This is a genomic window from Streptomyces lincolnensis (assembly GCF_001685355.1).
In the GTDB taxonomy this organism is placed as follows: Bacteria; Actinomycetota; Actinomycetes; order Streptomycetales; family Streptomycetaceae; genus Streptomyces; species Streptomyces lincolnensis.
This window is the reverse complement of the sequence record NZ_CP016438.1, coordinates 1-24,262: the sequence shown is the minus strand read 5'-3', so window position 1 is coordinate 24,262 and position 24,262 is coordinate 1. Positions and strand designations below refer to the sequence as shown.

19 protein-coding genes and 6 pseudogenes are annotated in these 24,262 nt (G+C 69.6%); 11 read left to right on the top strand and 14 right to left on the bottom strand.

Going from position 1 to position 24,262, the window contains the following annotated elements:
- Positions 1–9 precede the first annotated feature (9 nt).
- The 3 genes from SLINC_RS00110 to SLINC_RS00100 are packed head-to-tail and all read right to left on the bottom strand — an operon-like array spanning position 10 to position 3,285.
- Positions 10–1,155, bottom strand: a complete 1,146-nt coding sequence (locus SLINC_RS00110) for a serine hydrolase domain-containing protein (RefSeq protein WP_067425021.1) — start codon at positions 1,153–1,155, stop codon at positions 10–12.
- A 1-nt stretch (position 1,156) separates the two neighbouring features.
- Entirely contained in the window at positions 1,157–1,984 is an 828-nt protein-coding gene (locus SLINC_RS00105; protein WP_067425010.1) for an alpha/beta fold hydrolase, read from the bottom strand.
- 17 nt (positions 1,985–2,001) lie between these two features.
- A complete protein-coding gene (locus SLINC_RS00100) occupies positions 2,002–3,285 on the bottom strand; it encodes an MFS transporter (RefSeq protein ID WP_067425007.1) in 1,284 nt (427 codons plus the stop codon).
- A 210-nt stretch (positions 3,286–3,495) separates the two neighbouring features.
- On the opposite strand from SLINC_RS00100, the gene SLINC_RS00095 reads away from it, so the two are divergent.
- A complete protein-coding gene (locus tag SLINC_RS00095; RefSeq protein ID WP_067425004.1) occupies positions 3,496–4,491 on the top strand; it encodes a LacI family DNA-binding transcriptional regulator in 996 nt (331 codons plus the stop codon).
- A 322-nt stretch (positions 4,492–4,813) separates the two neighbouring features.
- A pseudogene (locus tag SLINC_RS50320) lies at positions 4,814–5,128 on the top strand (TetR/AcrR family transcriptional regulator C-terminal ligand-binding domain-containing protein); the annotation flags it as partial.
- Positions 5,129–5,390: 262 nt separating this feature from the next.
- Here the strand turns inward: SLINC_RS50320 and SLINC_RS00090 are convergent.
- Positions 5,391–5,996, bottom strand: coding sequence for a TetR/AcrR family transcriptional regulator (locus SLINC_RS00090; protein WP_067425001.1), 606 nt, complete (start codon positions 5,994–5,996; stop codon positions 5,391–5,393).
- Between the two features lie 474 nt (positions 5,997–6,470).
- On the opposite strand from SLINC_RS00090, the gene SLINC_RS00085 reads away from it, so the two are divergent.
- Both SLINC_RS00085 and SLINC_RS00075 read left to right on the top strand, forming a co-directional pair.
- On the top strand, positions 6,471–7,322 hold the full coding sequence (locus tag SLINC_RS00085) for an alpha/beta fold hydrolase (protein WP_067424999.1): 852 nt from the start codon (positions 6,471–6,473) through the stop codon (positions 7,320–7,322).
- Positions 7,323–9,032: 1,710 nt separating this feature from the next.
- Positions 9,033–9,899, top strand: coding sequence for an alpha/beta fold hydrolase (locus SLINC_RS00075; protein ID WP_067424993.1), 867 nt, complete (start codon positions 9,033–9,035; stop codon positions 9,897–9,899).
- 38 nt (positions 9,900–9,937) lie between these two features.
- Here the strand turns inward: SLINC_RS00075 and SLINC_RS00070 are convergent, their stop codons facing one another.
- Entirely contained in the window at positions 9,938–10,117 is a 180-nt protein-coding gene (locus SLINC_RS00070; protein WP_067424990.1) for a hypothetical protein, read from the bottom strand.
- Between the two features lie 172 nt (positions 10,118–10,289).
- The gene (locus SLINC_RS00065; protein ID WP_067424987.1) at positions 10,290–10,862 is read right to left on the bottom strand and encodes a TetR/AcrR family transcriptional regulator; all 573 of its coding nucleotides are present in this window, start codon (positions 10,860–10,862) and stop codon (positions 10,290–10,292) included.
- A 190-nt stretch (positions 10,863–11,052) separates the two neighbouring features.
- Here SLINC_RS00065 and SLINC_RS49925 point away from each other — a divergent pair, with 190 nt between their 5' ends.
- On the top strand, positions 11,053–11,538 hold the full coding sequence (locus SLINC_RS49925; RefSeq protein WP_250637356.1) for an AMP-binding protein: 486 nt from the start codon (positions 11,053–11,055) through the stop codon (positions 11,536–11,538).
- The gene (locus SLINC_RS49920; protein WP_250637355.1) at positions 11,535–12,614 is read left to right on the top strand and encodes an AMP-binding protein; all 1,080 of its coding nucleotides are present in this window, start codon (positions 11,535–11,537) and stop codon (positions 12,612–12,614) included. Before SLINC_RS49925 ends, SLINC_RS49920 begins: the two co-directional genes overlap by 4 nt.
- A gap of 434 nt (positions 12,615–13,048) precedes the next feature.
- Here the strand turns inward: SLINC_RS49920 and SLINC_RS48725 are convergent.
- The 4 genes and pseudogenes from SLINC_RS48725 to SLINC_RS00045 form a co-directional block, all read right to left on the bottom strand.
- A pseudogene (locus SLINC_RS48725) lies at positions 13,049–13,408 on the bottom strand (SDR family NAD(P)-dependent oxidoreductase); the annotation flags it as partial.
- Between the two features lie 28 nt (positions 13,409–13,436).
- Positions 13,437–13,694, bottom strand: a pseudogene (locus SLINC_RS50315) (SDR family NAD(P)-dependent oxidoreductase); the annotation flags it as partial.
- A 141-nt stretch (positions 13,695–13,835) separates the two neighbouring features.
- Positions 13,836–14,036, bottom strand: coding sequence for a hypothetical protein (locus SLINC_RS00050; protein WP_067424981.1), 201 nt, complete (start codon positions 14,034–14,036; stop codon positions 13,836–13,838).
- Positions 14,037–14,117: 81 nt separating this feature from the next.
- Complete coding sequence (locus tag SLINC_RS00045; protein ID WP_107406526.1) at positions 14,118–15,128, bottom strand: GlxA family transcriptional regulator; 1,011 nt, start codon at positions 15,126–15,128, stop codon at positions 14,118–14,120.
- Between the two features lie 87 nt (positions 15,129–15,215).
- Between SLINC_RS00045 and SLINC_RS48380 the strand changes: the two are divergent.
- The 3 genes and pseudogenes from SLINC_RS48380 to SLINC_RS48965 all read left to right on the top strand — a co-directional run.
- A pseudogene (locus SLINC_RS48380) lies at positions 15,216–16,151 on the top strand (NADP-dependent oxidoreductase); the annotation flags it as partial.
- The gene (locus SLINC_RS48975) at positions 16,140–16,943 is read left to right on the top strand and encodes a nuclear transport factor 2 family protein (protein WP_225988469.1); all 804 of its coding nucleotides are present in this window, start codon (positions 16,140–16,142) and stop codon (positions 16,941–16,943) included. The pseudogene SLINC_RS48380 and the gene SLINC_RS48975, both read left to right, overlap by 12 nt.
- 205 nt (positions 16,944–17,148) lie before the next feature.
- Positions 17,149–17,724 carry an alpha/beta hydrolase gene (locus tag SLINC_RS48965; protein WP_225988468.1) on the top strand — a complete coding sequence of 192 codons (576 nt, stop codon included), beginning with the start codon at positions 17,149–17,151 and terminating at the stop codon, positions 17,722–17,724.
- Positions 17,725–17,859: 135 nt separating this feature from the next.
- Here SLINC_RS48965 and SLINC_RS00030 read toward each other — a convergent pair.
- Both SLINC_RS00030 and SLINC_RS00025 read right to left on the bottom strand, forming a co-directional pair.
- A pseudogene (locus SLINC_RS00030) lies at positions 17,860–18,893 on the bottom strand (alkene reductase).
- 189 nt (positions 18,894–19,082) lie between these two features.
- Complete coding sequence (locus tag SLINC_RS00025) at positions 19,083–19,922, bottom strand: alpha/beta fold hydrolase (RefSeq protein ID WP_067424972.1); 840 nt, start codon at positions 19,920–19,922, stop codon at positions 19,083–19,085.
- Positions 19,923–20,050: 128 nt separating this feature from the next.
- Here SLINC_RS00025 and SLINC_RS00020 point away from each other — a divergent pair, with 128 nt between their 5' ends.
- The gene (locus SLINC_RS00020; RefSeq protein WP_067424969.1) at positions 20,051–20,659 is read left to right on the top strand and encodes a TetR/AcrR family transcriptional regulator; all 609 of its coding nucleotides are present in this window, start codon (positions 20,051–20,053) and stop codon (positions 20,657–20,659) included.
- Positions 20,660–21,274: 615 nt separating this feature from the next.
- On the opposite strand, the gene SLINC_RS00015 is transcribed toward SLINC_RS00020, so the two are convergent.
- Positions 21,275–22,105 carry an enoyl-CoA hydratase/isomerase family protein gene (locus tag SLINC_RS00015; RefSeq protein ID WP_067424967.1) on the bottom strand — a complete coding sequence of 277 codons (831 nt, stop codon included), beginning with the start codon at positions 22,103–22,105 and terminating at the stop codon, positions 21,275–21,277.
- A gap of 376 nt (positions 22,106–22,481) precedes the next feature.
- Positions 22,482–23,180 (bottom strand): SDR family oxidoreductase, encoded by a 699-nt coding sequence (locus SLINC_RS00010; protein ID WP_067424965.1) that lies wholly within the window; start codon positions 23,178–23,180, stop codon positions 22,482–22,484.
- Positions 23,181–23,405: 225 nt separating this feature from the next.
- Between SLINC_RS00010 and SLINC_RS48960 the strand changes: the two are divergent.
- A pseudogene (locus SLINC_RS48960) lies at positions 23,406–23,808 on the top strand (IS200/IS605 family accessory protein TnpB-related protein); the annotation flags it as partial.
- Between the last annotated feature and the right edge of the window lie 454 nt (positions 23,809–24,262).

Here is a 24,262-nt window from a genome sequence, read left to right as displayed (position 1 = left end):
TGGCGGGCGTCACAGGCAAGCACGCAGCGCGTGGCTGAGCGTGTTGGCGCGGTCGTCGGGGGGTCCCCCGGGCTGTGCGGTCTGGTAGGCGAAGGCGATCTCGGGCTCCAGGTGCGCGAAGGCGAGGCAGCCGCCCAGGCCGTCGTGGCCGAAGCTGCCGGGACCGATCATCGGACGGTGGCCGGAGCTGGTCATGAAGCCGGTGCCCCAACCGCTGCTCATGTCGGGGCCCACGAACGGGTGGCCCTCGGAGCGCACCACGAGGGCATCGCGGACGGTGTCCGGGCCCAGCAGCCTGATCCCGTCGACCTCGCCCACCGTGGCCGCGTAGAGCCGGGCAAGGCTGCGGGCGTCGGTCACGAGATTGCCGGCCGGTATCTCCGCCGACAGCCATGGTTCTTCGTTGGCGGCCTGGATGATGCGGGCGGGGTCGACGACACCGCCCAGGCTGATGGAGCGTTCGATCATCGGTTCGGCGAAAGCTGTGGCCATTATCGCGGCAGCCTCGGGGTCGGTGCTGGGCAGCGGGTCCGCCAGGGGGTGGAAGTCGGCGGAGGTGGGGTCGGCGCCGAACGTCATCGTCAGGTCCAGGGGATCGGCCACGTGCTGGCGCAGCCACTGGGCCGGGCGCAGCCCCGTGGCCCGGCGCAGTACCTCGCCGGCCAGCCAGCCGAAGGTGAGCGCGTGGTAGGTGTACGCCGTCCCGGGGGTCCAGGCCGGCCTCTGCCGGGCCAGGGTGTCCGCGACCGGCGTCCAGGCGCGCAGGTCCTCCCACGTCAGGTCCGCCTCGGGCGCCGCCAGGCCGGCCCTGTGTGCGAGGAGCTGCCGTACCGTCGTCGTCTCCTTGCCGTTCTCGGCGAACTCCGGCCAGTACTTCGCCACCGGGGCGTCGAGTTCGATCAGTCCGCGCTCGGCGGCCATCAGCAGACAGACGGTGGTGACGCCCTTGCTGACCGAGAACACCACGGTGCGGGCCTCGGGCGTCCAGGCGCCCCGGGCGGTCCGCCCGGCCCAGATGTCGACCACCGGCGCGCCCTGGGCGTACACCACACAGGAAGCGGCCGTGTCGCCGCGGTGGCGGAAGTTGTCGGTGAAGGCGTCGGCGATCGGTTCGAAGCCGCTGGAGACGTGGCCGTTCACCTGTACTGCGGTCATGTCAGGCACTCCCTCGTACCGCGTTGTCCCGGATCTGCGTGATGATCTGTGGCCAGAGCGGCCGGGGAAGCTCATGGCCCATGCCGGGGTAGATGGTCAGCTTCGAGTCCGCGATCAGTTCGTGCATGAGTTTGGAGGCGTCGGCGCTGATCAGGCGGTCGCCGTCGCCGTGCAGGATCGTGGTGGGCACCGTGATGTGGTGCAGGCGCGGCGTTCGGTCCGGGGAGTTGTCGAGCGATTCCAGCTGACGCTCGATGCCGTCTGGGTCGTGGTCCCGGTCGTACATCTGGCCGCCGAGCTCGCGCAGCCACGTGATGTCCTGGGGGTATCCGGGTGAGGCGCACACCGCTTCGTTGTCCAGGTAGAGCGTGATCGCCTCGTCGCGGTTGCGGGCCCGGGGGCGGTGCGTCCGCTCGTCGACCAGGTCGCGTCCGGCGAGGAAGTCCGTGCTGGGCGCCGTGTAGACAAGGGCCAGGGTCAGTACACGTGTGGGGTGGTCGAGGGCGAGTTGCTGGGCGACCATGCCGCCCATCGACTGTCCGACGATGTGCGCCGAGGGAATGCCGAGCGCGGTGAGCAGGCCCGCGGTGTCGTTCGCCAGGTCGGCCAGGGTGTAGCCGCCCTGCGGGAACTTCTGCGAGAGGCCGACGTCCCGGTTGTCGAAGCGCAGGACGTGGAAGCCCTGGTCGGCGAGTTGCCTGCAGAAGTCGGCGCGCCATCCGAGCATGTGGGCGCCGAGGCCCTGGATCAGCAGCAGCGGTGGGTGGTCGGGATCGCCGAACGTGCCGTAGGTGAGGGACACCCCGGTGGGTGTGGTGATCATGGTCATGGGGGGGCTCCGTGGGGTTATCGGATCGAGCGGATGGCCATGGCCAGCGCTCCGGCGACCAGGGCGGACGCGCCGCTGACGAGGAACAGTGAGCCGTAGCCGCCGAGCCCGATGAGTGAGCCGGCGATGGCGGGCGCCGCGAGCTGGGGCAGGCCGGTGGCGACGTTGAGGATCGCGAAGTCGCGCCCCTCGCTCTCCTTGTCCGGCAGGACCAGCGACATGACGGCGAGGTCGACCGCGAAGTACGTGCCCAGCGAAGCGCCCGAGACGGCGGAGTACGCGAGCATCGCGCTCCAGCTGTGGCTGATGATCGGTATGACCTGGGACAGGCCCAGGCCGATGGCGCTGATCGCGATGAACAGCTTGCGCCGGTCGAGCTTGTCGGCGAGCCAGCCGCAGAGTGTGGCGACGGCGATCCAGGTGCCGAACGAGACCGTCGTGAGGGTGCTCACCGCGAGGGCGACGTTGCCGCCGGGGACGTTCTTGGCTCCGACGTAGTCCTGCACGGCGAAGAAGAGGTAGCCGGAGACCGTGAAGTAGGCCAGGAACAGGCCGAACCGGCTGGCGAAGGCCAGGGTGAAGTCCCGGTGGCCGAAGGCGCGGAAGAACGCCCGGACGGCCGCGATCACGTTGCCCCGTCGCTTCGGTCTCTCCGTCACCAGGTCGAGCGAGGACGGTTCGCGCGCACCGGCGACGAGCGCGAGTGTCGTGACGAACAGCACCAGCGCGAGAACCGTGTAGGCCCAGAGCTGGCTGACCCGGCCGGCCAGGTTGACGCCGAAGAGGATGCCGACGGGCGTACCCAGACCGATGACCGCGGAGGCGATGCCACGCCTGGCCACGGGCACCCGGTCGGGCAGGATCGCCGAGATCGCCCCGCCGTAGAAGTTCGCGGTGAACCACAGGACCGGGACCAGGACCGCGAGGACGGCCAGTCCGGTGCTCAGGCCCATGGCGATCGTCAGCAGCCCGGACACCCCGGCCATCACCACCAGCCAGGGGGCGCGCCGTCCGAACCGGGACCGCGTACGGTCCGACAGCGCTCCGCCGGCGGGAAGGGCGAGCATCGAGGCCACCGCGCCCAGCGTCGTCAGCAGCGCCAGCACACCGACCTTGGAGCCGGGCGCGAGGTCGGCCACCTGCGCGGGGAGCAGGATCACACCGATCCCGTTGAACAGGGCGTACATCGCGGTGGTCGCCGGGAAGACGAAGGCAAGCAGGCGGCCAAGGCGAACCGGATCGGCGGGGCTGGAAACGCGGCCGGGTGTCGGGTCGGTGCTGACGGGGATCGTGTCATCCATGACAGATCTCTCTTCGTGTGGATCCACCCCCTCGGCGTACGTAGACGGTGCTCGGTTGGGGTGGCGGCTCGGGCAAATCAGGTGCGGGGGCGTCCGTCCCCTACGGGCCATTGCGGCGACCGAAGCTGCGATCTAATACGTATTAGATCGCCTGGTGGCCGTAACGTAGCCTGTGTCTGAAAGTGTGGCAAGGGGTTCGGGGAGGGGACATTGCCGAGAGTCACCAGCAAGGATGTGGCGCGGGAGGCCGGGGTCTCCCAGACCACCGTGAGCTTCGTGCTCAACGGCAGGGACGAGCACGGGCTCTCTGCGGAGACGCGCCGACGGGTGCTGGAGACGGCGAACCGGCTCGGCTACGTGCCGTCGGGGGCCGGTCGTGCGCTGCGCAAGGGCCAGAGCAACGTCGTGCTCTGCGTGGTTCCGGATTTCCCCGTCGCGGAGGCCATGGAGCAGTTCAAACTGGCCCTCGGCCGGTCGCTGGGCGAGGCCGGCTATGCCTGCGTGTACCTGCACCACGCCGGGACGGCCACGCCGCTGGCCGAGCTGTGGCAGCACGTCCAGCCGGCGGTGGTCGTCGCGTTCGGCAGCCTGCCGGCCGCCGACGCGCAGTTGCTGCACCGGGCGGAAATCCCTCTGCTCGACGGCGTGTTCACACCGGGCGGCACGGGTCTGACCGGGCTGAGCCAGGAGGACATCGGGCGGCTGCAGATCGAGCATCTCGCGGCACGCGGGCACCGGCACATCGGCTACGCCGCCGTGGACGACCCGCGAGAGCGGCCCTTCTGTCTGCCCCGCCTGGAGGGTGCCACCCGGGCCTGCCGTGATCTCGGTCTGCCGGCTCCACAGGTGGTCAGCATGCGCTACTCACGGGACAGCGCCCGGAACGCTGTCGTGGAGTGGACGCATGGCGCCACTCCGGCCACGGCTGTCGCCGCATTCAACGATCTGATCGCCCTCGCCGTCCTGGCGAGCTGCCGCACCCAGCACATCGGCATCCCGGACGACCTGGCGCTGATCGGCGTCGACGACCTCCCCGTGGGCTCGCTCGCTGTACCGGCCCTGACCACCATCGGGATGGACCTCACCGCGGCGGCCGGCAATCTCACCGCCGGCATCCTCGCGGCGGTCGGGGCTCCGGCTCCGGCGGCGCCGAGCGGGCCTGACGCGGGCGGCATCCTGGCGCTCATCCAGCGCGAGACCACGTAGCCGCGGTCGTTGTCATGGCATACAGCCGGCCGGCGTGAGGGGAACGTCTGTTCCGGCGTCGTGCCGAGTGCCGAGCGGTTACCCGTCGTGGTGCCCGAAGTCGGTAGACGCTGCAGAGATTGAGGAACTGCGCACGCGCGACGTCGTGCTGGTCGGCTCGTCGGCGTCCGGCGTGGGCCTCGGCCTGCCAGCAATCGGCTTGACGAGGAGGACCGACGGGCAGTCGCCGCTCCGCCTGCCGTCTCAGCACTGTGACGCCGCATGACCGACGCCGAGACGGCGATTACCGCAGACCTGGTCGGCCGGACCCGGCCGACTCCGCGAGGAACTCATCGCGACGATGACCCGCGCCACGTGGAGCCATGACGCTTCTCGAGTCGACCTGCTCTCGGCCTTGCACGACACGACTCGCCGGGAGCCGGAACTGTGCAGCCTCGTTAGGCAGCGCTATGTCGACTCCCTGTACCAGGCCGTCGAGGGTGTGCTGGCGCACGCGGTGGAGCGCGGCGAACTACCCCCGCGCCAGGGCGATCCGTCAGGAGGTCACCCGATCGCGGTCTCCGCCGCCCTCGCTCTCCTGCTCCACTGGGGGCTTGTCCGCGACCGGCAGGTCGGCGACGACGGCATCGCGGCGGTCGTCGATGCCGTCCTCATGCCCTCGCTCCGACGGTCATGCGTACAGCGTCACCGGCAGGAGATTGATCAGACGCGTCCGGGCTCTGTGACCGTTGCGGCTTCAGGCCCCTGCGGGAAGGGGTGTCGGGTGGGCGGGGCCGCGTGCAGGCTCCGGGTGTCGGGTGGACGCCTTTTCCCGCAGGGGTGTCGCGCCGCAGGTGAGGGGTTGGCGCGGCGCGGGCGGTGCGGCGCGCGCTCCGCCGCGGTGCCTGTGTGTACGCCGGTCAGTGCACCGTCCTGGTGCCCCCTTCGTGTTCGATGCCCAGGAGCGCGAGGGCGTTGTGGATGCCCTGGTCGAGGACTTGGTCGGCGAGCTGCGGGTCGGCGAGGGCCCGTGAGAGCTGGAGTGTGCCGGCCATCATGGCGTAGGAGCTGAGTGCCATGGGGCGGACCGAGAGCGGGTCGCCCGGCGCCAGGCGCGCGGCGATGCCGTCGGCGACCGCCAGGACGCCCTCGGTGTAAGCCTGCTTGGTGGGGTGTGCGCAGCGCCCTATCTCGTCGAGCAGGGCGGCGGAGGGGCAGCCGACGTCACGGCTGTCACGGTGCCAGGGGGACAGGTACCAGCGCACGATCTGTTCGAGGCCGGCGCGGCCCGGTTGTGCGTGCGCGACGATGCTCGCGTTCTGGGCCTGCAGCTGGTCGGCGATCGTGGTGGCCACCAGGTCGTCCTTGGACGTGAAGTGGGTGTAGAAGGCGCCGTTGGTCAGCCCGGCGTCCTTCATGAGCGCCGTGATGCCCGAGCCGTCGATGCCGTCTTCCTTGAAGCGGCGGCCGGCCGTCTCGATGATCCTCTGCCTGGTGGCCTGCTTGTGCTCTTTCCTGTATCGCACCGCAACTCCTCTACGTGCCGGGTGGGCCGCTCGCCCTCCGTCGGCTCCTCCAATGTATTGTATTGTGAACGTAATTCAATGACCCTGAATTCCTGCGCTCTCGCGGGCGGGGCGGGGTCGCCGTCCCTCGGCTCCCCCCGCGCCGAACCGCTTGCGCCGCCGGCCCGCAGGCGGTTCCGCGGCCGGGCCGCGGGCTCCGCTCGCCACGGGAACCCCCCTTGCGCACCAGAGTCGCCTCTGCTTAATATTATGAACATAATTTAATTGCCCTGCGGCTCGGCGCGGTGGATTCCGGGGTGATCGGAGCGAGCCGGTGACCGAGTGATCCGAGCAGGCCGTCGGCCTGATCCACAACCCTGGCTCGCCGCATGGGGCAGCCGAGGGCAGCGACCCCGCAGACCCGGCATGTCTTGGTGTGCTGCGTGAGCAGACCCGCGAGACATGACGGGCACCCGCCCACAAGAGAAGGACGTCATGAGCACCTATCTGGCAGACAAGGCCGAGAACCTCACCGTGGAGGGGCCCTCCGCGGCCTTCACCTACCGGCGCATGGGTCCGCAGGGCGGTGTCCCGCTGGTCCTGCTGCAGCGTTTCCGGGCGACCATCGACTGGTGGGACCCGGAGTTCCTGGACTACCTGGCCGCCGACCACGACGTGATCGTGTTCGACAACGTCGGCACCGGCTACACCACCGGCGAGCCGCGCGACTCCCTCGACGGATTCGCCGAGGGCGCCGCCGAGTTCATCGAGGCCCTCGGCCTCGCGCGGGCCGACGTGCTCGGCTGGTCTCTGGGGGGCTTTGTGGCCCAGCGCCTGGCCGCGCGTCGCCCGGAGCTGGTGCGCAAGATCATCGTGGCGGGCAGCGGCCCGACCGGCTGGGTGCCCGGTGCGCCGGAGGCGAGCGAGAAGGTCCTGGGCATCATGGCCAAGCCCGACGCCGACCAGGAGGACATGCTGTACCTGTTCTACCCGGAGACGGAAGCGGCCCGCGCCTCGGGGCGCGAGCACTTCGCCCACGTCGCGCCCCGGCTCGCCGCCGGTGGCCCCGCGGTCACCGAGGCGGCGGCGCAGGGCATGCTCGCCGCGATCGGCCAGCTCCTGGCAGCCCCCTTCGACGAGGTCAAGGCCGAACTGGAGTCCATCAAGCACCCCGTCCTGTACGCCAACGGCCTGCACGACGTGATGGTCCCCGCCCACGCGTCCTACGTCGCCGTCCAGCACCTGGCCGACGCCACTCTCCTCCTCTACGGCGACGCCGGCCACGCCTTCCTCTTCCAGCACGCCAGGGCCTTCACCAAGCAGGTGGCCGACTTCCTCGCCGCCTGAAGACGCCGACCGCGCCGCCGATCCCGAACCTCGGGCGACGGCCGGTCAGCCTTCGTGCAAGGGCCGCCTCACAGCCGTGAGGCGGCCCTTGCACGGCTTGGGCCGTCATCACCGTCGAGCCTGGGCAGCCGGTGCGTACCGGCACGTGACCTCGTAGCGCTCCCCGACACGGCAGGCGGCACCCATTATTGGTCGTCCCCCTGCCGTCACCTCGTGCCTGTCCTGCGGGCAGGGGTCCGCAGGTCTGCTCCCGTCGTCGGCGGTGTCCGGCGACGGGACTTTCGGCGGCACGCAATTTTGTCTCGGTGCCGGGTCTCACGAAGAGACCGTGAAGCGTCCCGTCCCGCGCGCTCACAGTGAAACGATCACACGCACCGGGCGTCACCGCGTTGCCGGGCCCGTCCAGGGGATGCCGTAGCGCTCGCTCCGTGCAGGTGGTCGACGGTGAAGGCGGCGGCGCGGAGGTCCTCGACGCGTGAGCTGCTGCCGAGCAGGAGATCGAACTCACCCGGTCCGACGACGCGGCGTCCCGAGCGGCGACGAGGGTGCAGTCACCGGCGGGAACGAGGATCATCACCTCGACCCATTCGCCCGGCTCGACGTCGACATGGGTGAAGGCCTTCATTCGCGATCGGTCCACGTCACGCTCGTGACGCGGTCGCGGGCATACGCCTGCGCAGTCTCCCGTGCGGGACGGCGGCCCGTCCTGGTCAGCGGCACCGCGGCCCGCAGCGTCCCCGTGGATGTGACAACGGATTCTGGACCGTCGGGTCCGAGTCGTGCACCGCCGTGCAGCTGAGACCCTCGCCGAAGGCGAACAGCGGATCCTGTGTCAGATCGGGGCATCTGCAGCCGTGCTGCCCCCGGACCTGGTTGGCAGTGGGCCGGCAGCCGCCCGCTCGGCTCGGTGCGCCCGAGCAAGAGCTCGGCGACCGCCCGGCCGCCTGCATCCCGGGGTGAAGGCATGGACGATGGCGTCGGCGCCGAGTGCCCGGGCGGGCAGGGTCGAGGGCTTGCCCTGGACCAGGACGACGAAGGGCCGGTCGAGCTTCCGGAGGGTGTCGAGGAGTGCGATCTGACGTCCCATGAGCTCCAGCGTCGCCATGGAGCGGCCTTCCCCGGTCAGGCCGACGGTGTTGCCGACGAGCGCCGCAAGCGCTGCACTAGGTGCGCTGCGGGTTCAGGCGGGAGTTGCGCCGTACCGGTGGCGGGCGTCGTCGTGGTCCACGGTGTGCACTCCGGCCGGCCCTCGTCCTGGAATCCGGGCGCAGCCAGGCGTCGTCCTCACGCCGGGCATCGATGCCATGACCGCTGTACAGATCGTCGGCTGTCCCCGGTCCGGGTCCGGACGTCCGCGACTCGCCGGTGACGACCAGAGTCTCTCAGCCGCCGGCGCAGGTGAGCCGCTCCTGCCCTGGTGGTGCGCTGTGCTGTGTGCCGCGAAGCCCGGCGGAACCCGTGATTCCACAGCAGTGCATCTCGTTCGGCCCCAACCACTTGCACCCTGATGAAATTATGGTCATACTTCAATGGTCGACGGGTTGTTCAGAGGCCTGATCCAGGCGGTTCTCCGTGAGCCTCCTCTGACCGTCGACTCCGGACTGCAGCCGCGGCCGGGAGACACAGGAGCACCGCCCGCTCTACGCCCACCTGCGAGGAAGCAGAAATTGGCGCACAGTGGCGGTAACCCACACATTGAAGGGCACGACCGTGAACGCACGCGAAACACATGGTGACGTGGTGACGTCGTACAAGAACGCGCAGACCCGCACCGTCACCGCCGACGGAGTGACCTTCGCCTACCGCGACCTCGGCCCCCGGACCGGCATGCCGGTCATCTTCATCACCCACCTCGCCGCGGTCCTGGACAACTGGGACCCCCGGGTCGTCGACGGCATCGCCGCCAAGCACCGGGTGATCACGTTCGACAACAGGGGCGTGGGCGCCTCCACCGGCGAGACACCGAAGACCATCGAGGAGATGGCCAAGGACGCCGTCACCTTCATCCGGGCGCTGGGGTTCGAGCAGGTCGACGTCCTCAGCTTCTCGATGGGCGCCATGATCGCCCAGGTGATCGCCCAGACCGACCCGCAGCTCATCCGCAGGCTGATCCTCGCGGGCACCGGTCCGGCCGGCGGCGAGGGCATCAAGAACGTCACCCGGATCTCCCACTACGACACCCTCCGGGCCCTGCTCACCTTCCAGGACGTGAAGCAGTTCCTCTTCTTCACCCGCACCCCGAACGGGATTCGGGCCGGCAAGCAGTTCCTGGCCCGTCTGAAGGAGCGCACGCAGGACCGGGACAAGGCGATCCGCCTCAAGTCCTACTTCTCCCAGCTCAAGGCCATCCACCGCTGGGGGCTGGCACGGCCGCAGGATCTGTCCGTCATCAAGGTGCCCGTGCTCGTCGCCAACGGTGACGACGACCGCATGGTTCCGACGTCGAACACGTACGACCTGGACCGGCGACTGCCGAACTCCGAGCTGGTGATCTACCCCGACGGCGGCCACGGCGGCATCTTCCAGTACCACGAGCAGTTCGTGCCGACGGCTCTCGAGTTCTTCGGCCGGCCGTAGGGCCGCGGTGCGGTCTGCGTACGGGTCGAGGACGTGGGTCAGAGCCGTGACGCCCGGTGGGCGGGCGGCTCTGTCACCTGTTCGACGTAACCGGCCTGCTCGCTTCTCGGCCAAACGGCGCCGAGCCGGTTGTCGTGCAGGATGGCGACGCGCAGATCGGTGTGGTCGGCGTCCCGTCCGAGCGCCAGGCCCAGGAGCGCGCTGCCGCTACGGCGCATGCCGAACGCGCGCGACGCCGACCGCCGTACGAGCGGAGGACCGTCGCGTCGGTGTCGCTGCCGAGAGCGCAGTCGCCCCAGGGGCCACCCACTCGGGCTGAGCGCGCAAACGTGGGTGCACGGCGCCGGCGTCCCGGCCCTTGTCAGGTGCTCACCCAGCCGGTACTGGCCGTCATCGCGCGAAGGCGAGGGCGTTCTCGATCCCCTGCTCGAGGACCTCGTCGGAGAACTTCCGGTCGGAGAGCGCGCGGGAGAGCTGCAGCGTTCCCACCGCCATGGTGTAGAGGCCGATGGCCTGACTGCGGGCGGACTGGGGATCCTCGGGCGCCAGACGGGCGGCGAGCTCGTCCAGGATGGCTTTGGCGCCGTCGGTGTAGGCGTCCTTGGTCGCGTCACCGCAGCGGCCGATCTCGTCGAGCAGCGCTGCGGACGGGCAGCCGTCGCCGGGGTTGTCCCGGTGCTCGGGCGACAGATACCAGCGAATGAAATCCTCGAGTCCCTCACGGCCGGGCCGCAGCGTGTCGTACTGCTTGACCTGCGCGCGCAGCTGCTCGGCGACGACGTGGGCTACGAGGTCGTCCTTGGACTCGAAGTGGGCGTAGAAGGCGCCGTTGGTGAGCCCGGCGTCGGACATCAGCGTGGAGATGCCGGAGCCGTCGATGCCGTCCTGCTTGAACCGGTGGCCGGCCCGCTCGATGATCCGCTGCCGCGTGACCTGCTTGTGCTCCTTGGCGTAGCGCGCCACAGGCTTGCTCCCTCAACTCCGCCGGGCCATTGCCTCGTATCCCATCCTAATCTATGGTCTGACGCGCGTAATATTACGGTCGGCAGGTGATTTTGTGGCCGATCCGCCGCCCATCGGACGGCAGGCCATGGGCCCACGTGGCGGTCTCGGCCGTTGCCCGGCTCGACCGCCCCGGAGAATCAGGAGAGCAATGATGCTCAGCCCGAGCCGCAACGTGTCACGACTGCTGACGGACACCGCGTCCCGACACCCGGAGCGTACCGCGATCGTCTTCGGTGACGACCGCATCACGTATGCCGCCCTCGACGCCGCCGCCAACCGTGTCGCGAACCTGCTCGCCTCGCGCGGGATCCAGCCGGGCGACAAGGTCGCGCTGTCCTGCCCCAACGTGCCCCACTTCTCCAGCGTCTACTTCGGCATCCTCAAGGCCGGCGCAGCGGTCGTGCCGCTGAATGTGCTGCTGCGGTCTGGCGAGATCGCCTACCACCTTGCCGACTCGGACGCGAAGGCGTACTTCGCGTTCGAGGGCACGCCGGAGCTTGCGATCGCGCAGGCCGCGTGGGAGGGGTTCCGGGCGACCGATGGCTGCACCGAGTTCTTCCTGATCGAGAGCGGCGGCGCGGCCGGGGCGGGGCACCGGAGTCGTACCAGGCGGCCGTCGCCGAGCAGCCCGTGACGTTCCGTACGGTCGAGCGCGACGAGGACGACACCGCGGTGGTCCTCTACACCTCCGGCACGACCGGCCACCCCAAGGGCGCGGAGTCGCGCCACCGCAACGTGTACGACAACGCGCTCGTCGGCCGCGACCTGTTCGCCGCCGATCCCGGGCGCCCCGACACCTATCTGTGTGTGCTGCCGCTGTTCCACGCCTTCGGCCAGACCGTCGTCCAGAACGGCGCCTTCGCGTTCGGCGGCACGATCGTGATGCAGCCGAGGTTCGAGGCGCAGGCGGCCCTGCGCCTCATGCTTGCCCACGACGTGACGTTCTTCGCCGGGGTCCCGACGATGTACTGGGGTCTGCTCGCGGCGCTCGACGAGAGGGTCGACGTCGCCCGCCTGGCGGCGAACCTGCGTGTGGCCGCGGCCGGCGGCGCGGCGCTGCCCGCCGAGATCCACAAGCAGTTCAAGGACCGCTTCGGTGTGACGATCCTCGAGGGCTACGGGCTGTCCGAGACCTCGCCGAGCGCGTCTTTCTCCCGTTTCGGCGAGGAGCCCCGCGTCGGTTCGATCGGGGTGCCCATTCCGGGCGTGGAGATGAAGCTCATCCGCGATGACTGGTCGGATGCCGAGGGCGGCCCCGAGGCGATCGGGGAGATCGCGATCCGGGGACACAACGTCATGAAGGGCTACTACAAGCGGCCCGGCGCGACGGCCGAGGCGATCAAAGAGGGCTGGTTCCGCTCCGGCGACCTAGCCCGCAGGGACGAGGACGGCTTCTACTACATCGTCGACCGGTCCAAGGACATGATCATCCGGGGTGGCTTCAACGTCTACCCGCGCGAGATCGAGGAAGTCCTCATGGAGCACCCCTCGGTCTCGCTGGTCGCCGTGATCGGCGTACCGCACGAGTCCCACGGCGAGGAGATCAAGGCCGTCGTGGTGCGCGAGGCAGGCAGCGGCACGACCGAGGACGAGCTCGTGGCCTGGGCGAAGGAACGGCTCGCCGGGTACAAGTACCCGCGCATCGTCCAGTTCGTCGACGCACTGCCCCTGACCTCCACCGGCAAGATCCTCAAGCGCCACCTTTCCTGATCAGGCCGGCTCGGCCAGGACGGCGGAGCCAGGTGGTAGAATCAGGCGGCCAACCTGGGGTATGTCCGGATGCGATGGCATCGCGCACGTACCCACCTCAGGAAGGTCACCCGGTAGCCGGTAGCCGGTAGCGTGTACGCGGCAGGATGAATCCGTGACGGCAGAGAAGCCTGGGCACCTTCACCCGCCGCTTCACGAGGAGTGGGCATGAGCGGGGGACGCCGGCCGAATCAGCTGAGGGTAGGCCGGGCTCCTCACCTCCTGGAGACCACCGACTTGCCGGTCGCACCCGGCCGACATCGCGCGCATCGCCGTGGACGGCATCGCCGCCGGCGCCTACGAGATCCTCGCCGACAACGCCGCCCGCCAGGCCCAGGCAGCACTGTCCGGAGGCTCCTCGCAGCACGGACGGCGGGGCCAGCGAGCCGGCCGGATCACACGGGGTCAACGGTGTTCGATGGCCTGCACGACGGCTTCGGCGGCCTGGTCCAGTTCCAGGCGCTTGAGCAGCGGCCGTTTCTGATCATGTCCGTCTGGATCAGAGAGAAGCAGGCGGTGGTGGCGGAGGCGCCGTGGCGGGCGAGTTCCACGCGCAGTCCGCGCCCGAGCTGCTCGACCGCGGACTTGCTCATCGCGTAGGGAATGGCCCCCACACCGTTGAGGAAGGCGAAGACGGAACTGATCAGGACGACCTGGCCCTGGTTGGCGATGATCTGCTCCATCGCCGCGCTGACCGTGTTGACGAATCCGTTGATGTTCACGGCCAGCACCTTGTCGACCGCGGGTGCGGGCGTGGCACGGAAGTGTGGAGCCCTGCCCCATGATGCCGGCGTTCGAGATCACGACGTCAACCCGCCCGAACCGCTCACACACGTGGGCCACGGCATCGTCGAGCGCGCTGCGGTCGCAGACGTCCGCGGTAGAGCCGACGACGTGGGACGACGAATGCCGGCCGCGATCTCCGGCGTGTCCGGACGCAGATCCACGATGCCGACCTGGGCGCCGCGGGGGAGGAGGGTTCGGGCCGTGGCGCTGCCGAGTCCGCCGGTGATGAGTACGACCTTGTCGGCGAGTCCGGATGCGGAGCCGCGGGACGGGACCTCGTGGTCATCGACGGCGCACCGCTCGCGTCGCGAGCGCATGTTCACCGCTGTTTGGCTGCGCCGTGCGTACGCCGAAGCGCCCGAGGAAGGCGACTGCCTCGGGCGCCGGGGGCTGTGGTCAAGCGGTGTGCGTGGGTGGGGTAGTCGGTGTAGCCGGCCGCGCCGCCGCCGTAGAAGGGTGGAGGCGCTCGACCAGGTCGGGGTTGGCGAGGGCCATCGAGCCCACGGTGATGACGTCGGCGATGCCGTTGTCGATGTCCTTGGCACGGGTGGCGATGTCGGTGCCGGCCCGGTTGAGGATCAGCGTGTTCGGCCACAACTCGACTCGCGGGTGCGTTTGCTGTCATACGCGCGACCGATACCGGTTCCCGGCATGGCCGATGGCATGACGTGCATAATTTTACGGTCGAGGGCGACGTGCTTGACCGTCCCGCCGGGCATCCGCCGCGGCGGCACGGCTCGTTGCCGGTGCGCCTCGGAAGGTGCGCCGGTAGGCCAGTGGTGTGACGCCGATAGCGGCGTGCAGGTGTTCGCGCAGCGAGGTGCCGCCGGCGAAGCCGACCTGGCCGGCGATCTCGTCGACCGGCAGGTCGGTGGATTCCAGCAACTGCCGGGCCCGGTCGACGCGTTGCTGGATGAGCCAGCGTCCGGGGCTCAAGCCGACTTCTTCGTTGAAGCGGCGGGCGAAGGTGCGCAGGCTCATGTTCGCCTGCTCGGCGAGGTCGCTCAGCGTCAGCGGCTTGTGCAGGTTCTGCAGCGCCCACTGCCGGGCGGCGGACGTGTCGTTCGCCGTTGCGTCGGGGACCGGGTGTTCGATGTACTGCGCCTGGCCTCCGTCGCGCCACGGGGGGACGACGCAGGTGCGGGCCACACGGTTGGCGATCTCGCTCCCGTGGTCCTTGCGGACAAGGTGCAGGCAGACATCGATGCCGGCAGCGGCACCGGCCGAGGTCAGCACGTCGCCTTCGTCGACGAACAGGACGTTCGGGTCGAGTTCCACCTGCGGGTACCACTCCCGGAAGAGGCCCGTGGCGTGCCAGTGCGTGGTGGCCCGGTGCCCGTCGAGCAGCCCCGCCGCGGCCAGCACGAAGGCGCCGGTGCAGGTCGACACGATCCGGGTGCCGGGGGCCACGTACGCGAGGACTTGCGCCAGGTCGACCGACGTCTGACGGCTGGGGTTGCCGGTGTGGAACGGCGCGATGATGACGGTGTCGGCGGTGCGCAACGCCTCCGGGCCATGATCGACGGTGATGGAGAAGTCCGCGTTGGTGCGCACCGGGTGACCGTCGATGGTGCAGGTCACGACCTCGTAGCGGCCGTCCGCGGCGCCGAAGACGCGGTGGGGAATGCCCAGGTCGAACGGGTACACCCCGTGCGAGGCGAGGACAACGACGCGGTGCACCTTGATCACGGCAGGATCCCGTCGAAAATTGGCGATCACGCCATTGTAGGGGCCTGTGACGGCGGCCAGGCTGGGCCCATGACGGACACCGAGACCATGCGAGCCATCAGCCAGGACACCTACGGCGCCCCCGACGTGCTGCAGGAGACCCTGCTGCCCAAACCGGCGCCAGGGGTGAGCGAGATCCTGGTCGCCGTCCACGCGGCCGGGGTCAACCCGACCGACTGGGGGAACCGTGCCCGGTCCGCGACCATCGCCCGGATGCCGCTGGTGCTCGGCTGGGACGTCTCCGGCGTCGTCGAGGCCGTCGGCGTGGGCGTCACGCTGTTCAAGCCCGGCGACGAGGTCTTCGGCATGCTGCCCTACCCGGGCGGAGTGGGCTCGCACGCCGAGTACGTGACCGGGCCGGCCCGCGTCTTCACGCACAAGCCCGCCGGCATCGACCACGTCCAGGCCGGTGCGCTGCCGCTGGCCGCGCTGACCGCCTACCAGGCACTGGTCGACACCGCCGGGGTCCGGGCCGGGCAGCGAGTCCTGATCCACGCGGCGGCCGGCGGCGTCGGTCACCTCGCCGTGCAGATCGCCAAGGACCGCGGCGCGTACGTGATCGGCACCGCCAGCGCCGCCAAACACGACTTCCTGCGATCCCTCGGTGCCGACGAGGTCATCGACTACCACAGCGTCGACTTCACCGAGGTGCTCAGCGACATCGACGTGGTCCTCGACCCGATCTCCCGCGACTCCGCCGCCCGCGCCCGATCCGTGGCCGTGCTGCGCCCGGGCGGCACCCTCGTCTCGATCCTTCCGGTACCCGTCGACGCCGGCGAACTGGCGGCGATCGCCGAGCGGGGGATCCGCTACGAGTCGCTGCTGGTCGAGGCCGACCAGGCCGGCATGCAGGCCATCGCCGCCCTCGTCGAGACCGGCGCACTGCGCGCCCACGTCGAGGCCACCTTCCCGCTCGCCGAGGCTGCGAAGGCGCACACGCTCGGCGAGACCGGCCGCACCACCGGCAAGATCGTGCTGACCGTCCGAGACAGCAAGGCACACGTTGCCAGCCAACTGCTGCATGACGTGTTCGTCCTCGGCGACACGGCCATCGTCGATCGGGTCGTGCGGCCCGATTCCTACATCCAGCACAACCCCCTGGCGCCCGACGGAGCCGACGCCCTCAAGTACTTCAGCGGCGCCATGCGACAGCAGTTCCCGCAGGCCGCCTTCGAGCCCCGCCGGATCATCACCGACGGAGATCTGGTGCTGCTGCATTCCCGCTACGTCATGGTGCCGGGCACCGAGGGTCTGGCCGTGTTCGACCTGTTCCGCTTCCAGGACGGCAAGATCGCCGAGCACTGGGACGTCATTCAGGAAGTGCCCGCCACCACGGCCAGCGGCAACGACATGTTCGCCACGCTCAGCGAGCCGCGGACCGACGCGGTCGGGCAGCGCTGGTTCACCGCCTACCACAAGGAACTGGTCACCGCGTTCGTCGACCAACTGCTGGTCCGCAAGGACCTGACCGCCATCGACACCTACGTCGGCGTCGACTACCACGAACACAGCCCGACCATCTCCGACGGCGCGGCCGGCCTCAAGGCCGACCTGGGCAGCTACTTCGACAAGTTCCCGCAGTCGAGTGTCACACCGAAACGCGTCATCGCCGAAGGCGACCTGGTCGCCGTGCACAGCCACTACGTCGACACGCCGGGCGAGCGTGGCCGGTCGGTCATCGACCTCTTCCGGGTCCGCGATGCCAGGATCGTCGAGCACTGGAGCTCCGAACAGGCCGTGCCCGAGACCGCCGCCAACGACAACACGATGTTCTGACAGCCGCCGGGGGCGGGGCGCATCGTGTCCAGCCCCCACAAGAGCGACCGGCATCAGGCCATCAGCGCGGCGATCCCCGAACCGTCGATCCCGTCGCTCTTGAACCGACGCCCAGCCGTCTCGCTGATCCGCCGCCGCGTCTCCTGCTCGCGCTCTCGCCCGTATCGAGTTCGCGCAGTTCCTGGACGGCGTGCGCACCAAGTGGATGACGCCGGGCCTGGACCTGGGCATCGTGCGCGACATCGCCGAGACGCACCACCTGGCGTCCACCGAACCGGAAGACGTCACCTACGCCGAGGTCGACGCCGACGGCGTCCCCGCCCTCTGGGCCATCCCCGCCGGCGCCGACCCCGACCGGGCGCTGCTGCACTTCCACTTCGGCGGCTCAGCCACCGCCTCCATGCATTCGGACCGCAAGGCCGCCGGGCACATCGCGAAGGCCGCCGGGATCCGCTCGCTCGTCGTGGACTTCCGCCATGCCCCCGAACACCCCTACCCGGCACAGCTCGACGACGTCGAGACCGCCTACCGACCACGCCCCTTTCGACTCCAAGGACGATCCGGTCGCGACGGCGGTCGCCGACCAGTTGCGCGCGCAGTGCGAGGCTGTGGGTGCGGCGGTGCCCGGCCAGGCCCGGATGGAGCAGATCCTGCGGGCCTCTCTCGGTGCAGCACCGTGACAGTCCTGAGCACGGCTGCCCGTCGGCCGCCCTGCTCGACGAGATCGCCCGCGGCACGGACGCGACCCGACGCGCGTACACCGACGGGGTGCTCACCGTGATCGACGACGTTGCCGCCCGGGTCGCACCCCAGGACCCGCGCTCGGTACGCGTGCGGACGTTCAGCATCTATGCCCTGGCGTGCGTACGCCGGAGCGCCCGAGGGAGGCGATTGCCTCGGGCGCCGGGGGCTTGGGTCAGGCGGCGTGGGTGGGGTAGTCGGTGTAGCCGGCTGCGCCGCCGCCGTAGAAGGGTGGAGGCGCTCGACCAGGTCGGGGTTGGCGAGGGCCATCGAGCCCACGGTGATGACGTCGGCGATGCCGTTGTCGATGTCCTTGGCACGGGTGGCGATGTCGGTGCCGGCCCGGTTGAGGATCAGAGTGTTCGGCCACAGCTCGCGCAGCGTGCCCAGGAGTTCCTCGTCGCCGCCGTGGGCGAGGTGCAGGTAGGCGAGGTCGAGGGGGGCGAGGGCGCGTACGAGGTGCGGGTAGAGCTCGTGGGTGTCGTGCTCCGTGAGGTCGCCGAGCTGGAAGGGGTTGCCGGGGGAGAGCCGGATGCCGGTGCGGTCGGCTCCGATCTCGTCGGCCACGGCGGTGGCGACCTCCACCGCGAAGCGGATGCGGTTGTCGAGGGAGCCGCCGTACCGGTCGGTGCGCTGGTTGGTGCTGGGGAAGAGGAACTGGTGGATCAGGTAGCCGTTGGCGCCGTGGATCTCGACGCCGTCGGCGCCGGCCGTGATGGCTGCCGCGGCGGCGCGCCGGAAGTCGTCGACCGTCGCGGCGATCTCCTCGGTGGACAGTGCGCGGGGCTGGGGCATCTCCTGCATCCCGGAGCCGGTGAACATCTGGCCTGCCGGCTTGATCGCGGAGGGGGCCACCGCCTGCCGGTGGTGGGGGGTGTTGTCGGGGTGGGAGATGCGTCCGACGTGCATGAGCTGGATGACGATGCGTCCGCCGGCCTGGTGCACGGCGTCGGTGACCTTGCGCCAGCCGGCGATGTGCTCGTCGGTGTAGATGCCCGGGGTCACCACATAGCCCTGGCCGTCGGCGGAGGGCTGGGTGCCCTCGGTGATGATCAGGGCGTGCGAGGCGCGCTGGGCGTAGTACTCGGCGTTCAGCTCGGTCGGCACACCGTCAGGCGTGGCCCTGCTCCGGGTCAGGGGGGCCATCGCCAGACGGTGCGGCAGGGAGATCTTTCCGGCGACGGTCGGGGTCCACAGGCTGTCGAGCATGCGTGATTCCTCAGGTTGTTGGTGGCGGACATCCGGGCAGACCTGCGTTCCGGGCTGTGCATCCGATGAGGCATCCGCCATGAGCATGGACAAATTAAATTACGCACGTAATGCTTTATGGGTGGCGGACGGCGCAGGAATGCCCGGGGGCGGCTGTCGGCCGGGGATGTGCCGTTCGCGTGCAGCTGCCTACTCGTCGAGGAACTGAAGGGCGTGCTTCAGGAACCGCTCGGGGTACTGGAACTGCGCTCCGTGCCCGGCGTCGGGGTAGATCAGTAGCTGGGCGTCGGGGATGTTCTGGGCGAGGTGCCAGGAGTTGACCGAGGCGATCATCACGTCGTTCTCGCCGTTGAGGACCAGCGTGGGCTGGGTGATCGCGTTCAGGTATGCGTAGGGATTCTCGCCCGGCAGCGGCTCCGCATAGGCCATGGACGCTTCGAACTGCGCCTGCCCGACTGCGGGCGAGCTCGGCGGGTCCTGGTCGGCCCGCTGGTGGCGTCGCTCCCAGAAGGCCCGGCCCGCTTCGACCGCGGCCTGTGAGCGGCCGAAGAACAGGAAGAGGAAGTCCTCCAGGGTGGGGACCGGGTTCAGCGCCACCTCGGGCACCTTGGGGTCCATCGTCGGGTCCCCGCCGCGCAGGCCGGTGCCGAGCAGGAGGAGCTTGCGCACCAGCTGGGGGTGGCGCAGCGCGACCTCCTGCGCCTGGTAACCGCCGAGCGAGAAGCCGAGCAGATCGACCTGCTCCAGCCCCAGCGCCCGGATGACGGCGGCGATGTCGTCGGCCATGTCCTCGACCCGGTTGCGCGGCGTGCCCGACGACGAGGCGATGCCGCGCCCGTTGAACAGGATCACCTCGCGGCCTTCGGCCAGGCCGTCGGTGAGCAGCGGGTCCCAGTTGTCCATTCCCCCGCGGAAGTGCTGGACGAGGAGGACCGGGACGCCGGAGGGCTTGCCCCAGCGGCGGTAGGCGAACCGTTCACCGTCGACCTCGATGTACTGGGTCGGTGCGGTCGCGTGCGTGTCACTCATGGCCTGAGCCTTTCTGGAGGGATGAGCAATACAATGATGGTCGTAATTTAAAAAGTCAACCTCATAGATGTCGATCGACATCTATGTATGCTTGAACGTCGAGCGTCGACCGCGGAAGGGGGCTTCACATGCGGGTCACCAGGGCACAGGCGGAACAGAACCGTGCGCACATCGTCGCGACAGCTGCCAGGCTGTTCCGCGAGCGCGGCTATGACGGTGTCGGCGTGGCGGAACTGATGGCGGCGGCCGGGTTCACCCATGGCGGGTTCTACAAGCACTTCCGCTCCAAGGCGGACCTGATGGCCGAAGCGTCCGCGAGCGGGCTCTCGCAGACCGCGGCACGGACAGAAGGCCTGGATCCCGCCGAGTTCGTCGAGAGCTACGTCTCCCGGGAGCATCGCGACGGGCGCGGCGACGGCTGCACCATCGCGGCCCTCAGCGGCGATGCCGCACGTCAGTCGGCGGACATCAAAACAGGGTTCGCAGCCGGGATCGAGAACCTGCTGACGGCCCTTCAGGCCCCAAGCGACACGCTGGGGGATGCGGACCAACGCGCGGCCCGCACCATGGTGATCGACATGCTCGCCCATTCGGTCGGAGCGGTCATGCTGTCGCGGGCATGCCCGGACGATTCTCCGCTGGCGGACGAAATCCTTGATGTCTGCCGCAAGGAGATTCTCGCCTCGCTGGCGCACGGCAGCAGCGATCAGCCGGCAGCACTGGGCCCAGAAGCCTGACCGCAGCCGACCGACACAGGGCCGACCACCCGAGAGGCAGACACTGACGCAAGAGCCTGCGATTTCGAGCCGTTGGTGCGGCATTGCAGCAGAAGCCCTCTCAAAGGATGGGCTGCGCCGCTGCCGAGAGCTGTTCATGTGCCGTGGGTGGCTTTGACGTCGGCGATTGGCCCCACCGAATTGGCCATCGTTGGCGCCGACGGGTGTTCGATGACGGTCCGCGGCGGCCCCACCTCGTGGCCGTATCTGCAGCGAGTGGCAGTGGGGCCGCTTTCGGGACGTCACACGCCGCTTGCCGTCCAGGTGGGGCCAGGTGGCCAATATCGAGGGGCCGCTGACAGACGTCACAGCCAGCCGTGGGCGACGTCACGGCACCGGACGCGAGAACGTTCGGTCCACTTGCACGTGACGACGGTGGGACATTGGCCGTCGCGTTTTCCGTGTTCGGAGACCGGTGGGTGCGGCGGGGCCCTCCGGCCGGGAAGCCGGCGGCCGGGCTGCCGTTGAGGCGTGCCCGGCCGCCGTGGGAACCCTGATGGGTGGGGGATGGACGCTGCCCGGGGTGTCGCGGCGCCTACGGGCGCCCTGTGGGGCGCTGCGGTCGGTCGTGGGTGATCAGAGGGCTTCGCTGACCCGGCCGATGTACTCGCCCAGCTGGTACTCGACGTCGAGGCCCTTTTCGGCGACCAGTGCGCCGAGCCCGACCGCGCGCGCGGCGAATCCCGGCTGCGTCAGGGTGCCCGCGAACTCGCCGAAGGAGGCGACCAGGTGGGCGTCCGGCGGCAGTGTCGCCCGGTTGACCTGGGACTTGGCGGTCGCCAGTGCCTGCCGGTCGAAGGAGGCGAGGCGGGCGACGGTCGCGTCGACGAAAGCGTCGAGTTCCGCGTCGGGCAGGGTTCGGGTGACCCATCCCCAGCGCTCGGCGGTGTCGGCGTCGTAGTCGGCGCTGGTCAGGATCGCCTCCAGCGCGCGGTCGCGGCCGAGGGCGCGCGGAAGCCGCTCGCCGCCGCCTCCGCCGGGGACGAGGCCGAGGCCGACCTCGGGCTGGCCGAAGAACGCCTTCTCGCGGCTGGCGTAGCGCAGGTCGCAGGCGAGGGCCAGCTCGTTGCCGGCGCCCCGGGTACGGCCCCGGATGGCCGCGATGCTGACGAACGGGGCCTTGGTCAGCCGCAGGACCATGTCGGTCCACAGCGGGTTGTCGTCCTCGTGCTCGGGCGCGGGGATGTCGGCGGCCGCGGTGGCGTCGAAGTGGTTGATGAAGAAGTCGGGGAGTTCGCTGGCGAAGACGACGACCTGGATGTCCGGGTCGTTCTCCAGCTCCGAGACGATCTTGTGCAGCGTCACGATGGACTCAGGGATCACCAGGTTCACGGGGGGATTCGAGAACGTGATCCTCGCGGTCCGCGGGGTCGTCCGCTCCAGGCGGATCGTGCTGGGCTGGCTCATGGCGTGGTTTCCATTTCCTGAGGGGTTGGGCTTGCGTGGCCGTGATCGCGACCACGGAGCTGTTGCGCCTGGTGGGGTGCGGGTGTCGTCGGCTTGTCACTCGGAGCTGCGTCGGCTGGGCCGGTCCCGCCTGCACCTGTGCGGCATGGCGTGGGCGTTCGTTCGCGCTGATGGCGAGCCACCGCTCTGTCCCCACCATTTACCTTACGTTCATAATACAATAGGCCGAGAAGCGCCCAGCAGGCAAGACCCGACACACGGGGGGAACCGTCGCCGGCCGTACAGCACGCTTGACCGACCGACGAATCACAGATGCTGTGCCGTGGCGTTCCCTTGGCGGACGTGCCTGGCGGTTGGCCGGTGGGGCGGGTGCGCCTCAGGGGAGCTGCGGGTAGAGCGCGGAGACGCCTCCGGCCAGTGCGGCCTGCGCCTGTCGGGAGGCCTCGTCCGCGAGGATCTCGTAGGCGCCGGCGGCGATGCCGTCGACGGCGATGCGCGCGATGTCGGCCGGGTCGGACTTGGCCGCGTCGACGGCTCGGACCATGTCGGTGTCCATGTAGCCGACGTGCAGGCCGGCTACGCGGATGCCCTGGTCGGCGAGCTGGAGGCGCAGGGTGTTGGTGAGCGACCACTCGGCGGACTTGGCGGCGCAGTAGGCGCCGAAGTCCGGGAAGCTGACCCAGGACAGGCCGGACAGGACGTTCAGTATCGTCCCGCCGCCGTTGGCCGCGATCTGGGGTGCGAAGGCGCGGGCCACCGAGAGGGTGCCGAAGTAGTGGGTGTCCATCTCCAGGCGGACGGCGTCCAGGTCGGCGGTCAGCAGGTCGGCGCCGGTGGACGACCCCGCGTTGTTGACCAGGACCGTGATGTCGCCGGTGGCCTCGGCGGCCGCCGCGACGGAGACGGGGTCGGTGATGTCGAGCGCGATCGGCTTCACGCCGGGCAGGTCGACCTGGTCGGGGTTGCGGGCGCCGGCGTAGACGGTGGCGCCGCGGCTGAGCAGTTCGGCGGCGAGGGCTCGGCCGAATCCCCGGTTGGCGCCGGTGACAAGGGCGGTGCTGGTGGAGAGGTCCATGAAGGTTCCCGGTGAAGTGGAGAGGAGATGACCGGAGCACGGATGGCGTGGCCTAATGCGGCTCCATTAAATTACGATCGTAATCGTAAGCAGAGTGAGTCAGTGATCGCAACCGATCCGCCTGGTGAACGACGCTGCGCCAGGCACCTTGGCCGGAGCACCGTCAAGGAGACAGGCGGATGGCGCCCTAGATCCGCCGCGCCCTACCGCGACATAGAGGACCCGGGCAAGCCCACCGGCCGGCTGCGTGCCCGGCTGACCTCGATGACCGACCAGACCGGTATCGCGGTCATCGCCGTGCACCCGGCCTACACCAGCCGCTGGGGCCGCCCAGCACGGCAGAAACCCCTCAACTCCAAGACTCGTAAGACCACTCGCCATGAGGCTGCCGCCGTGGCGATCAGAAGGCGCGCCCTGCGGCACCCGGTCCGGCGTCGGACGGCACCGCCCCCTGCTCACCGGAGTGATGAGCAGGGGCATCGGACCGTCCAGGCTGGACCGGGTGCCCCCACGATCCGTGCGCGCCGGATGCGGAGCGAACGCGGGGGACCAGAACGCCCAACACCGTTCGGGGCGTTCTGCTGAGCAGGGGGCCTGGCAACAGGACTCACTCCCGCTCAGTCTCTAGGAACGGTTCAACGCCGCCACGCTCTACGCCTACTCGCTGCTCCAGGAGAACGTCGCAGCCTGCGTCCGCCAGCGCCGTCCGAAGCCCGGGTCACGCATATCGGGCCAGGCCCGCGGATCCATCTGCGTGACCTCCACGAGAGATAGTTGCAACCGCGCAGGTGACTCCGCTGCGAACTGCCCGAGCCAAACTGACTCGATATCAGGCCGCATGACCTTGAAGAGGGGAAGACAACATCTCAGATACTCCATAGTTTTTTGCTTCCATTAGGAGGCATGGGGAGTGCTGGCCAGGTCCGGTCCGTGGGAGAACGGGTTGAACTGCTTCTTCCCTCTCCAGACCGGGGCCTGCCTCACAGGAGCCGCGTGGCACACTCTCGCCTACTTGCCAGCCAGTGGACGACCGCGGAGCGGACGTCCACTCAGATACCTTAACTACAAGCCAAGTTGCAGAT

Excerpts from the sequence above, each read along its gene's own strand:
- SLINC_RS00110 (WP_067425021.1), bottom strand. The coding sequence starts at position 1,155 with ATGACCGCAGTACAGGTGAACGGCCACGTCTCCAGCGGCTTCGAACCG.
- SLINC_RS00105 (WP_067425010.1), bottom strand. The coding sequence starts at position 1,984 with ATGACCATGATCACCACACCCACCGGGGTGTCCCTCACCTACGGCACG.
- SLINC_RS00100 (WP_067425007.1), bottom strand. The coding sequence starts at position 3,285 with ATGGATGACACGATCCCCGTCAGCACCGACCCGACACCCGGCCGCGTT.
- SLINC_RS00085 (WP_067424999.1), top strand. The coding sequence starts at position 6,471 with ATGAGCACCTATCTGGCAGACAAGGCCGAGAACCTCACCGTGGAGGGG.
- SLINC_RS00070 (WP_067424990.1), bottom strand. The coding sequence starts at position 10,117 with ATGCGCCGTAGCGGCAGCGCGCTCCTGGGCCTGGCGCTCGGACGGGAC.
- SLINC_RS49925 (WP_250637356.1), top strand. The coding sequence starts at position 11,053 with ATGATGCTCAGCCCGAGCCGCAACGTGTCACGACTGCTGACGGACACC.
- SLINC_RS48965 (WP_225988468.1), top strand. The coding sequence starts at position 17,149 with ATGACGCCGGGCCTGGACCTGGGCATCGTGCGCGACATCGCCGAGACG.
- SLINC_RS00025 (WP_067424972.1), bottom strand. The coding sequence starts at position 19,922 with ATGAGTGACACGCACGCGACCGCACCGACCCAGTACATCGAGGTCGAC.
- SLINC_RS00020 (WP_067424969.1), top strand. The coding sequence starts at position 20,051 with ATGCGGGTCACCAGGGCACAGGCGGAACAGAACCGTGCGCACATCGTC.
- SLINC_RS00015 (WP_067424967.1), bottom strand. The coding sequence starts at position 22,105 with ATGAGCCAGCCCAGCACGATCCGCCTGGAGCGGACGACCCCGCGGACC.
- SLINC_RS00010 (WP_067424965.1), bottom strand. The coding sequence starts at position 23,180 with ATGGACCTCTCCACCAGCACCGCCCTTGTCACCGGCGCCAACCGGGGA.